This is a genomic window from Sporosarcina sp. FSL K6-5500 (assembly GCF_038005665.1).
Lineage (GTDB): Bacteria > Bacillota > Bacilli > Bacillales_A > Planococcaceae > Sporosarcina > Sporosarcina psychrophila.
In genome coordinates this window covers 3,273,128-3,284,998 of the sequence record NZ_JBBOTP010000001.1, presented here as the reverse complement: position 1 = coordinate 3,284,998, position 11,871 = coordinate 3,273,128, and the positions used below count along the sequence as shown (strand labels likewise).

Annotated in this window: 10 protein-coding genes; 1 reads left to right on the top strand and 9 read right to left on the bottom strand. The window is 41.6% G+C overall.

The window, feature by feature from the left end:
- Positions 1–170: 170 nt before the first annotated feature.
- Positions 171–359, top strand: a complete 189-nt coding sequence (locus MKX62_RS15745; protein WP_067207690.1) for a hypothetical protein — start codon at positions 171–173, stop codon at positions 357–359.
- Between the two features lie 59 nt (positions 360–418).
- Here MKX62_RS15745 and dnaI read toward each other — a convergent pair whose 3' ends face one another.
- The 9 genes from dnaI to MKX62_RS15700 all read right to left on the bottom strand — a co-directional run bounded on the left by dnaI (position 419) and on the right by MKX62_RS15700 (position 11,854).
- Positions 419–1,363 carry a primosomal protein DnaI gene (dnaI, locus tag MKX62_RS15740; protein WP_067207680.1) on the bottom strand — a complete coding sequence of 315 codons (945 nt, stop codon included), beginning with the start codon at positions 1,361–1,363 and terminating at the stop codon, positions 419–421.
- Position 1,364: 1 nt separating this feature from the next.
- The gene (locus MKX62_RS15735; RefSeq protein ID WP_067207678.1) at positions 1,365–2,744 is read right to left on the bottom strand and encodes a replication initiation and membrane attachment family protein; all 1,380 of its coding nucleotides are present in this window, start codon (positions 2,742–2,744) and stop codon (positions 1,365–1,367) included.
- Between the two features lie 31 nt (positions 2,745–2,775).
- The gene (nrdR, locus tag MKX62_RS15730; protein WP_067207676.1) at positions 2,776–3,237 is read right to left on the bottom strand and encodes a transcriptional regulator NrdR; all 462 of its coding nucleotides are present in this window, start codon (positions 3,235–3,237) and stop codon (positions 2,776–2,778) included.
- A 381-nt stretch (positions 3,238–3,618) separates the two neighbouring features.
- On the bottom strand, positions 3,619–4,641 hold the full coding sequence (locus tag MKX62_RS15725) for a glyceraldehyde-3-phosphate dehydrogenase (protein ID WP_067207674.1): 1,023 nt from the start codon (positions 4,639–4,641) through the stop codon (positions 3,619–3,621).
- 123 nt (positions 4,642–4,764) lie between these two features.
- Positions 4,765–5,361 carry a dephospho-CoA kinase gene (gene coaE, locus MKX62_RS15720; protein ID WP_340741814.1) on the bottom strand — a complete coding sequence of 199 codons (597 nt, stop codon included), beginning with the start codon at positions 5,359–5,361 and terminating at the stop codon, positions 4,765–4,767.
- A gap of 22 nt (positions 5,362–5,383) precedes the next feature.
- A complete protein-coding gene (gene mutM, locus MKX62_RS15715; RefSeq protein WP_340741813.1) occupies positions 5,384–6,256 on the bottom strand; it encodes a bifunctional DNA-formamidopyrimidine glycosylase/DNA-(apurinic or apyrimidinic site) lyase in 873 nt (290 codons plus the stop codon).
- Between the two features lie 9 nt (positions 6,257–6,265).
- Entirely contained in the window at positions 6,266–8,890 is a 2,625-nt protein-coding gene (gene polA, locus MKX62_RS15710; protein WP_340741812.1) for a DNA polymerase I, read from the bottom strand.
- Positions 8,891–9,728: 838 nt separating this feature from the next.
- Positions 9,729–11,144 carry a two-component system histidine kinase PnpS gene (gene pnpS / locus MKX62_RS15705; protein WP_187047836.1) on the bottom strand — a complete coding sequence of 472 codons (1,416 nt, stop codon included), beginning with the start codon at positions 11,142–11,144 and terminating at the stop codon, positions 9,729–9,731.
- Complete coding sequence (locus tag MKX62_RS15700) at positions 11,144–11,854, bottom strand: response regulator transcription factor (protein WP_082786522.1); 711 nt, start codon at positions 11,852–11,854, stop codon at positions 11,144–11,146. The genes pnpS and MKX62_RS15700 overlap by 1 nt, the downstream gene beginning before the upstream one ends.
- Positions 11,855–11,871 lie beyond the last annotated feature (17 nt).

Sequence of the window (11,871 nt, the reverse complement as noted above, 5' to 3'; positions counted from 1 at the left end):
ATATGAAGTTAAAAATCAGACATCGCACTTGATAGATATGTTGAACTAATGATTCTATGTGCCGAGCGTTGTTGAGAGCATTCTTTATGTCAACATATATAGGTAGAATTAATTACCATGGAATGAAAAGCTGCATTAAACACATGATACGTTTATGGAGGTGATTAATCTTGCCAAATAACAAAGACAGAAATCCAAACCGTGACCAAAAACAAAATCAAGACCGTAACAAAAACCAAAAACCAAATGATATGCGTGAAGAATTCGGCTCTACATTCGATATCGATAAGTTGAATACTCAAGAAAATGAGAATCAAAAGCAAAGAGAACAACGCACAAACCGTTTTGAAAAAAGATAATAAATAAACTATTAAAAATGACAGAAGCTCAATGCTTCTGTCATTTTTAGGTTTCCCTTTTATTTATCGCGTCTATTTTCACCATCGAGTCGTATTGGAATGCTAATCATTTGCACCCTCTCCATGATTCTTGCCGCTTTTACAGCTTCTTTTTCACCACGCTGTGTGTATGTCAAATGATCTTCAAGTTCAGCGTAACTAAGGTTAGATGTGAAAAAAGTCGGCAATTTTTCTGCCATCCTGTATTGTAAAATAGTGCCGAGCACTTCATCACGCGTCCAAGCAGACATTGTTTCTGCACCAATATCATCAAGCATAAGTACTTGTGCGTTTTTCACAAAATCAATTTTCTCATTTAAGGTCTGATCTTGAATAGATTGTTTCATTTCCCTTAGGAATTCCGGGACATATACAGCAACTGTACGTATCCGACGATTGGCTAATTCGTTCGCCAATGCTCCAAGCACGAATGATTTACCGATTCCAAACGGGCCATAAATGTACATACCTCGCTCTGGAAGTTTTCCGGTTTCATCGAAAGCGTTCAAGAAATCTTTTGCAGCTCGTACCGCCGGCACCCTACTATCATCAAAAAACATATCAATGCTTTGCAATTTCGCTTCCATGACATCTTTGGGCATATACATACTGTCTATCATCTTCTTAATATTACGTTGATCATCATCAACTAATCTGTTGGGACACTTTGTATATTCCACATCTATAAGCCCACGGGATAATACCAACTTCGGTTCGAAGCCGTTCATGATATTCACACATCCTGCGAGGTCGGGACATTTTCCACAACTATGGGAAGCGGTGGCGTATTCGTATAGTTTGCCAAGACTCCGCTCGACAACTTCACCATCAACTTCAGTGGAATGATCCGTCAAAAATTGTTGTACCCCTGGACTCTCCATCACTTCTCTGCGCAATTCATCATATCTTGCGGCAAATGCCGGTGATTTCACGACCCGTTTCAACGTATCGCCAATATGTTCCATTTCACTTCACCGTCCCGTCCCCCGTTACGCCTAATTCCTCAAGTAATTTACGGCGTTCTTCATCAATCTCTGAAGAAGACTTAACAGGTTTATCTGATTTTGTTTTCTTTTCTTCTTTTTTATAAAACCACTCCGGCACTTTCTCTTCACGCGCGGATTTTCGTCTAGGCGCCGATTTCGATCCTGTGCTCTGACCTTCATTTTTCCATTTAACATACTGGTCATGCTCATTCCTCGACATTTCAAGTGCAGTTTTCACTGTATCAACCTTTTTGTTCATCCAATGGGAAGCAATCCGCTCAACATAACTATTCGTTATTTTCCCGTCATTGCGCAAATGAACGTATTGCAGCAGAACATTGACGACACCGACGGACAATCCATGTGTATTGACCAACTTTTCTGCAAGCTTCACGTCTACAGAAAGCGGCTCTTTCCCGTTAATCTCACGCAACATTTCAAGTGGCGCCGTATTTTCAAGGTAATGCACCAATTCTTCATCTCGCGTTAATAGTCCTGTTTCAGGCTTAGGCAATTCTTTCGCATACACTTTATGCAAGACTGGCGCCTCTTTTGAAACATTCATTTTATAAAACTCCGCTGCTGACTTTCGCAATCTGTCTTCCGGCAACTTGAGATCTTCATCGAGAGCCATCATGATGACTTTTTGCATATCTAGCGGCGTGAGCGAATAAAGGAATGCGATTTTCGCAATTAATTCCTTAGAAACAGAAGATAATGAAGCTTTGGGAACCATTTGTTCAGATAACCCCGAACTTAGCAGATTGAAATCAAAGTCTGAATGCAAAAACGGAACACCTTCCGGCTCATTCCGTCCGATAAACTGCTGGCCCTCGCCCATATCCATGCTATAGCCCTGCTGAACGGGCGTATACACATCTAAAAATGTACGAGAAACATCTTCAAATCCAACTTCATTAACACTGTCTAGCGCAAAGCGGCTACGTAGATTTCGGTATGCCTGTTCTCCGATTTTACTAAACAAGAATGTCGACAACAGTGGATCTAGGAAAAAAGCTTTGGCATCAAGTGGAGGAAGCAAATCGTAAACAAATAATCTCGCATCTCCATCTTTTTTCTTGTACGTTCGTAATAAGCCGATTGCTTCAAGAGATATACGGGCTTCGAAGACAGGTCCCAGTGGCATCGTCAAAATGTTCATAAGGTGGTAATGGTTGTATTCACGGTCATCTTCACGCTCTGCGTCCGCCCATAATGTCATAAACAAACTCATCGCACCTGGGCCAATCAGCGGTTGGTAAAATAAAGTGAGGAGTTGTCGGTCATAATCTGAAAAGGGCTGCGATAACCGTATTTTGTATGCGTCAACTGGCTGTAGTTCTTTATAAAGGGGTGCCATCAAACTCTACTTCCTATCTGAATGGGATACGTTACTTTTTCGTTCGTTTTTGTAGGTCTTGCAATTCTTTTATGAAAACTGTGATGTCTTTATATTGGCGATAGACTGAAGCGAATCTGACATAAGCGACTTCATCAACTTCCGATAGCTGTTCCATAACCATTTCCCCAACATCATCAGAATTAATCTCCACGACACCTGCGCTTCTCAATTCTTTTTCAATAGAATAGACGATCTTTTTTAGGTCCTCAAGGGAAACAGCGCGTTTTTCACATGCTCGAATAAGACCTCTGAGCACTTTTTCTCCACTAAATTCTTCACGCGAATCGTCTTTCTTCACGACAATCAAAGGCATTTCCTCAACTTTTTCAAATGTCGTAAAACGGAATGCGCATTGTTCGCATTCTCTGCGACGCCGGATGGATCTATTCTCCTCGGCCGGTCTAGAATCAACTACCCGGGTGCCATTGAACTGGCAAGCTGGACATTTCATAATGTGTATCCTCCGCTTTTTCTTAGATAATAACTTAATTATAACAGAAAACGACAAAAAAAATCGAAATAGAGTGGAAAGAAGCATTGTACAATGAGAAAAGCGCAAGACGCCATCCACCCCGACAGGCATAAGTGATAAAAGAAGGCAGTTGAAGTTCGCGACGTCCTGTCGCTATGACTGCTTACAAGTACGAGGAGGCGTACTTCAACCCCCACACAGGAGAGATGTAGTTCAATCCCTTCCCAAACAACTTATGACCCAAGGGTTGGCGCCTGGAGCCTGGGCACCGTTCCACGTCGAAAACATATACTTGTCTTCCAAGAAAAAACGTCCCTAAAGTCATCGTTCACTGACTTTAGGGACGCTCTCTATTCACAATTAAGCAAGTTCTTTTGTTTTCAAAGCTACTGCAACTTTCTTTGTCAAATCGACGACGCGTGCAGAATAACCCCACTCATTATCGTACCAGGCAAGTACTTTCACTTTGCGATCTGCCATAACAATTGTTGAAAGACCATCAATGATTGCTGAGTCAGTTGTTGTATTGTAATCAATAGATACAAGCGGCTCTGTTGAGAAACGGAGAATACCTGCCATCGCTCCTTCAGAAGCCTGCTTAAATGCATTGTTTACCATCTCTACTGTCACGTCTTGCTTCAAATCTACAACTAGGTCGACAAGTGAAACATTCGGCGTAGGTATACGAAGTGACATTCCGTGAATCTTCCCTTCCAATTCTGGAAGCACAAGTGCCAACGCTTTCGCAGCCCCAGTAGATGTTGGAATGATAGATTGTCCGCATGCACGTGCACGTCGAAGGTCCTTATGAGGATTATCCAAGTTCTTTTGGTCATTTGTATACGCATGAACCGTTGTCATTAAACCGTTGTCAATCCCAAATGCATCATTTAATACCTTAGCTACAGGAGCAAGACAGTTTGTTGTACAACTTGCATTCGAAATGATGTCATGCTTTTCGATATCTAATTTATCATCGTTTACGCCTAAAACAATTGTGATATCTTCATTTTTACCAGGTGCCGATATAATGACTTTTTTTGCCCCCGCTTCAAGATGAAGTGCCGCTTTGTCACGCGAATTGAACTTACCAGTCGCTTCAATGACAATATCGACACCAAGCTTTTTCCAAGGAAGGTTAAGCGGGTCACGGTCAGAGACGATTTGCACTCGTTTCCCATTGACGACAATCGCATTTTCTTCTGCAATGACTTCGCCATCAAATGTACCGTGATTCGTATCGTACTTTATAAGATGAGCGAGTGTTTCTGATGAATACATTGCGTTAATCGCAACGATTGTTACATCTTCTTCTGTAATCATTTGACGGAATACCATTCGTCCAATTCGTCCAAACCCGTTTATCGCAATAGAAGTAGTCATATAAAGATCCTCCTGTATGTATGTTATACTTTTTATCTAATACTCGTCATTAGTATAACACATATTATGCTAAAACCAAGATTTACTATGGACAATTGAAATGTTTCATTTTTCAGAATCACTTCAAGGCTCTGCATTCCATTTAGAAAGTACCTCAGTCAACTGGCTTTCTGTCTCTTCCACTGGACCGTTATTGAATAAAACCGCGTCTGCAATCAGTTCCTTCTCTTCGATTGATAGTTGGGAACGGATTCGTGCATCCGCTTCTTCTTCCGATAACACATTCCTCGCAATGAGACGTTCCTTTTGTATTTCTGCTGTGACAGACACGACAATAATTTTATCCACGAACGATTGCAACTTGCTTTCAAACAACAAAGGGATGTCCATGATAACTGTATTCGATCCCGTTGAAATCAATTGCTCTTTTTGCCTTAACATCTCTTGTCGTATTGCAGGATGGATGATACCATTCAACTTTTGGCGCTCTTCTACATTACCGAATATTTGCTGTCCTAGCTTTTCACGATTAAGCGATCCGTCCGAACGTAAAATCCCCTGACCAAATACTCGACTGATCTCTTGTAAAACTGGACTCCCGGGTTCGACAACAAGACGTGCAATTTCATCCGCATCTACAATTGGAAAGCCCTTTTTCTTCAACATCTTGGATACGGTGCTTTTCCCACTTGCAATACTGCCCGTTAAACCGATAATCATAGCTCACACAGCCCTTCAACAATCATTTCTGGCATGTCGGACAATAAACGGATGTCCTACCTGCGATTTTCATACTCTCCGTGGCAGAGCCGCAAGCAGGGCAAAATTTCCTGCCATACATTTTAAGACGATCCTGCATTGTGCCCGCTTCCCCATTAATATTCCGGTAATCAGAAATGGAGCTGCCTCCCGCATCAATACTTTCCTGTAAAATAGCCACAATCACATCAAATAATTCATTTTTTCTTTTTAGACTAATCCGCTCCGTAGTCCTTTCGGGATGAATCTTCATCTTATAGATTGCTTCCGTCGCATAAATATTCCCACATCCAGATAGTACATGCCCGTCCATAATGACTTCTTTGATTGGTTTTCGGGCATATTTCGGCATAGCTGCAAACTCAAGGAAATGCTTGCGCGCTCCAGTAGCGAACGGTTCAGGAGCCATTTTCAATAGTGGCGGATGATCTGCTTCACAGCCAAGAAGCCTTAGTTCTCCAAAACGACGAATATCCGAATACACCAGTAGTCCCCCGCCTTCCAGCGTAAAAACAACATGAACATGGTTACGGAACTTCATTTCCGTAATGTCATCAACGCTGTCAACGGTGAACCAAGCCCCTGTCATACCAAGATGACTGACAAGAAGACAGGTGTTACCATCTTTCATTAAATGAAAGTAAATGTATTTACTGCGCCGTGTGACATTTCCAATCGTCATACCAGCCATATCTACTATAAAATCTTCGGTTGTAATTCCTTTTATCACAGCTTCTTTACCTAGTTGTTTTGATTTGATAACCGTATCTGAAACGGTTATGTTCTGGATTTTCCTTCCAATCGCAATTGGTGCGAGTGCACGGACAACCCCTTCTACTTCCGGTAATTCAGGCACTTAATCCCCTCACTTCGTCTCATACCAAGATAATCCGAATGCCCAATCTACTTTCAATGGCACGTCAAGCGCTAGAGCAGATTCCATCACTTCAGGTACGATTTCTTTTAGTTTCTCAATTTCTTCTTGTGGTGCTTCAAAGATCAATTCATCATGTACTTGCAGGAGCATACGTGTCTGCATGCCTTCAACTTCAAGCCTGTTAGCCATTTCAATCATTGCTTTTTTAATAATATCGGCTGCACTTCCTTGAATCGGTGTATTCATAGCAGTCCGTTCCGCAAAACTTCTTAAGTTGAAATTCGAACTTGTGATTTCTGGTAAATAGCGTCTCCGGTTCATAAGCGTCGTCACATAGCCTTTCCTTTTCGCCTCTGCAACAATGTCGCTCATATACTGTTTGACTCCCGGGAAACTGCTGAGATAAGTATCGATGAATTGTGCTGCGTCTTTGCGCGTAATATCCAAGTTTTGCGAAAGTCCGTAATCACTTATACCGTAGACAATTCCAAAGTTGACTGCTTTTGCTGCTCGTCGCATGTCTGACGTCACTGAATCTTCATCAACACCGAAAACATCCATTGCTGTCTTCGTGTGAATATCTGCACCTGCACGGAAAGCCTCAATCAGTTTTTCATCTTGCGACATATGTGCGAGTACCCGAAGTTCGATTTGTGAATAATCCGCGGCAAATAGATACCAGCCCGGTTCAGATGGAACGAACGCTGCACGAATTTTCCTTCCCTCTTCAAGCCGTACAGGAATGTTCTGTAAATTGGGATTGATGGAACTAAGTCGACCTGTTGTCGTGAGTGCTTGCTGGAAACGGGTATGAATCTTGCCATCCTCGTGAATTTCTTTCAATAGTCCTTCGATATATGTCGAATTCAATTTACCGAGTTGGCGATAGTTCAATATATGGCTGATAATTTCATGTTCGCTTTCAAGCTTCTCAAGCACATCCGCCGCAGTTGAATAACCAGTTTTCGTCTTTTTAATCGGAGTAAGTCCGATTTTCTCAAAAAGGATGACGCCAAGCTGTTTAGGTGAATTAATGTTGAATTTTTCTCCTGCAATTTCATAAATAGTTGTCTCAAGTGTGGCCAGTTTAGCAGACAGTTCAGTTCCGATTGTCAGAAGCGTCTCTCGGTCCGTCTTAACACCAGTCGTTTCCATTTTCGCAAGAATCGCCGCAAGCGGTAACTCAAGTTCATGGTATAAATCATATTGATCATTATCTTGTAATTTCTCTTCAATCTCTGCGTGCAATTTCCAAATCGCCAGCGCTTTTCGACCGGCGTGGTCTGCAATTATTTCTTCGGTCGGTATCGCTTTCTTAGCACCTTTTCCATAAATCACTTCATCCTGCTCGACTTCTGTGTAACCAAACTCTCCTGTAATGGAAGCTACATCGGTATAGGTCGTCGATGGGTTGACGATGTACGTCGCTAGCAATAGGTCGAACTGGAAGCCTTCTGCATCTAGACCTTGACGCGCTAGTGATGCACTAGCTGCTTTCGAGTCAGACGAGTATTTCAGCTTGTTCGTATTTTGCAACCAGTTTTTGAATGGTGTCGATTTTTTTGCAACTTCAAGCGGTATAAATAGAATGTTTTTTTCATCCGCTAGACTAATGCCTAAAATCTCTGCAGTCAAATAGTTTTCATCCATCATTTCAACATGAATCGCCATCTCATCTGATAAATCCTTGTCCAAGAGTTCGGCAACAATCGTGACTTCAATTGCTTCTTTTGGTTCTTCAGCTGCTTGAGGAGTAATTTTTTCGAGGAGCGTTTTGAATTTCAACTCCCGGTAAATAGTCGTCACTTGATCCATATCGGGGCCGTCATACGCTAAATCATTAATGTTAACCGTGATCGGTGCATTCACTTCAATTGTCGCAAGATCTTTGCTCATAAACGCTTGCGCTTCATTTTCCGTTAGGTTCTGATTCAGCTTTTTAGCAGTAATTTTAGCAAGTGATTTATAGACATTTTCAATCGAACCGTATTCGATTAACAATTTGAGCGCAGTTTTCTCCCCGACTCCAGGAACGCCGGGAATATTATCGGATGCATCGCCCATTAGTCCTTTCATATCAATGATTTGATGGGGCTCAATGCCGTATTTCTCCATGACGTGTTCAGGCGTGTATTTCTCAATATCCGTCATCCCTTTTCGAGTGATGAACACCGTTGTATGGCTACTGGCAAGTTGCGTTAAATCCTTATCCCCTGAAATGACGACGATTTCGGAACCGTCCGCATCTCCGACTTTGCTAAGCGTGCCGATGATATCATCCGCTTCGTACTGATCTAGTTCGTACTGAGGGATATTGTATGCTTCAAGCAACTTACGCAAATAAGGGAATTGCTCGGATAATTCAGGTGGCGTTTTCTGACGCCCACCTTTATATTCTCCGTATGTTTTATGCCTGAATGTTGTTTTTCCAGCATCCCATGCCACGAGAATATGCGTCGGTTTTTCATCCTCAAGGATGTTTTGTAGCATCATCGTGAAGCCATATACCGCATTGGTATGGATACCGTTATCATTTGTTAATAAAGGTAATGCAAAAAATGCCCGGTACGCAAGACTGTTTCCGTCAAGTAACACAATTTTCTTTGTCGTCATGTACATTCCACTCCATTCAAAAAAACGTCATCTTCATTCATCTTACCACGGGGGTGGATAGAATTGAAAATGACGCGTTGTTTAGTCTGCTTCTGTAATTCTTTACTTATGAACATGTCTGTTGATTAACCATTTATTCGTATAAAATACTGGTGAGAAGGGCTTCATGACCTTCATTTTCACTGGATCATTTCCGTTACGCTTTCGGCGAACTAATCACGACACATTTAACGAGAGATATGTGTGGGTAGAAGTGACTCCGTCACTTCTACCCACACTTTTTCGGTAATCCTGTTGAGAATAGTTGCCTGTCGCGTACCTACAATGTTCAAGTGAAAAATGCGGTTAAGTTTGAAAGAAATGAATAGATGACTTTCTATAGAGATTGTAGTGCCCGAAGATGCAATTTCGGGCACCCTTTCACGTTGTACGATGTGTTCCTTGCTTACTTTTAGTAAAGTTTATGCATCTAATTATGTGATGTCTACTAGAAAGTGACACTTCTTTTAAATAAAGAAAGGCAAAACCATAGAGTAAGCATCAGCCGCCAAAATTGCATCTTTGGCGGCTTTTATCCAGGTAGATGCCCCTCTATTCTTTCGTCCCAATAAGCTTGAGCACTTCGTGGACTTATCCATTTGGAGCAGGGCGGATGAAGGACCACTATACGATTACCGAAAAAATGTGTAGGGATGCGACAAATTCGCATCCCTACACATCCAGACATCTCGGTAAAAGTATAGAAGTCATTCAATCCAAGCAAACCAAAAGCAATTATACACGTAGCGCCCAGTGTGTGATCCTGGTTACTTTGGTTAATCAACAGACGTGGGATTGCTTAATTACCTTGTCGCAAAGGTAGACAGATACGAATCAATGTACCAACACCGATTGTGCTCTCCACTTCGACTGTACCACTATGGGCTTCCACTAGATGTTTGACAATGGCTAGTCCTAACCCTGTGCCACCCGAGTCACGGCTCCTTGCACGGTCAACACGGTAGAAGCGTTCAAACAGCCGTGCCAGTTCAACTTGTTCGATACCGATTCCTTCATCTTGTACTTCAATAATTACATTTTGCGCTATTCTTTTTACTGAAACAGTGATTTTTGTCTGTTCTTTTGAATAGTTAATCGCATTTGATAAGAGATTCACCATTACTTGAATTAATCGACTTGCATCGCCTTCGATAGCAATTTCATCTGCAATATCCAAGTTGATAGCCATCTTCTTACGCTCCAAACTACCGGAAACGATTTTCAATGCATCATTCATCAGTTCTAACAGCTCAACATGTCCAAACTGAAGTGAAAAGTTTTCTCTTTCCATTGCTGATAATTCGAGCAAGTCATCAATTAATAGATGTAGGCGGTTACTTTCTTTCTGAATGATTTCAAGAAATTCTTTCATTATGACAGGTTCATTCATCGCACCATCTAATAATGTTTCAGTGAACCCTTTAATTGAAGTAATAGGAGTACGAAGTTCGTGGGATACATTTGCAACGAAATCTTTTCTTACTTCTTCTAGCCGGACAAGCTTTGTAATATCATGCATGACAACAACAATTCCGAGCCAATTCCCATGATGGCCGATAACAGGCGCACCATAAACGCCCATGTAGGAATAAAAACCTCCAGAATCAATCCTAACCTGTTTTTCACGTACTTGTTCTGTCATAAAAACATCTTCAATCAAATCTTCAATTTCAATAGGCAAACCGATTGTTTTGAACGTTTTACCTATTGGCTCCTCTTTTGAAAATCCAAATGTCTTTTCGAATACCCCATTTACAAGATTGACTGATCCTTCACGACCAAACATCAGAAGACCGCTTCCCATACTTTCTATAAGTGTTTTCAAGCGTTCTTTTTCCATCATTCGAAGTGTCGACATTTCTTGCAGATTACTCGCTATTTTGTTAATAGAAATCGCAAGTTCATTATCATATTCTGGTTCATCCGTTTTAGTCCTTGCATGGTAATCGCCCTGTGCAATTTGAACGGCCACTTTTGTCACTTCATCGACCGGACGAGCGTATTGCATCATCATCCGCATGGCTATAAAGAGAGAGAGAATAAATGCAATTATCAGCGTGACGATTAAATAGACCCAGTATTGTCGTTGCAGATCAAGTGTGATATCACGCGCGAATAAAGGGAAAAACTGACCCAGGACAATACCGAGGCCAGTTAAAAGAACCGAAAGAAGAATTGCACACGCAATAGTTAATCGGGAATATAAATCTTTCATCAAATTTTCGGCTCCTCAAATTTATAGCCAATTCCCCTTACCGTCTTGATGAAAACAGGTTTCTTCGTGTTTTCTTCAATTTTCTCCCGTAGATGACTGACGTGAACATCGACGATGCGTGTATCGCCAGCAAAGTCATAATTCCAGACTGCACTTAAAAGTTGGTCCCGTGATAGAACACGATTCTTGTTCTGCATGAAATAAACAAGAAGTTCAAATTCCTTTGGTGTGAACTCAAGTTCTACTTTGTCAAGATAAGCTTCATATTGTTCAGCGTGCACAGTTAAAGATCCAGTGGTCAAAATCCCTGTTTCTTCGACACGGCCTGTCCATTCCCCACTACGTCTCAATACAGCCTTAACGCGTGCAACAACCTCTCTAGGACTAAACGGTTTCGTCATATAATCATCCGCGCCAATTTCAAGACCTAGCACCTTGTCGAGCTCGTCCCCTTTTGCCGTCAGCATGATAATCGGAATATCGAGTCCCCGCTGTCTTAACGTTTTGCAGACATCAATCCCATCCATTTTCGGAAGCATTAAGTCAAGTAAAATTAAATCAGGTTTTTCCATTTCTGTTTTCAATACAGCTTCTTCTCCGTCAGCAGCGGTGATTGTTTCGTATTGCGCCTGCTTTAAGTTGTATTCTAATAGTGTTCGAATCGGCTGTTCGTCATCGACAATCAATATTTTCTTTATACTTGAACTCAACTTGCATCAATCCCCCG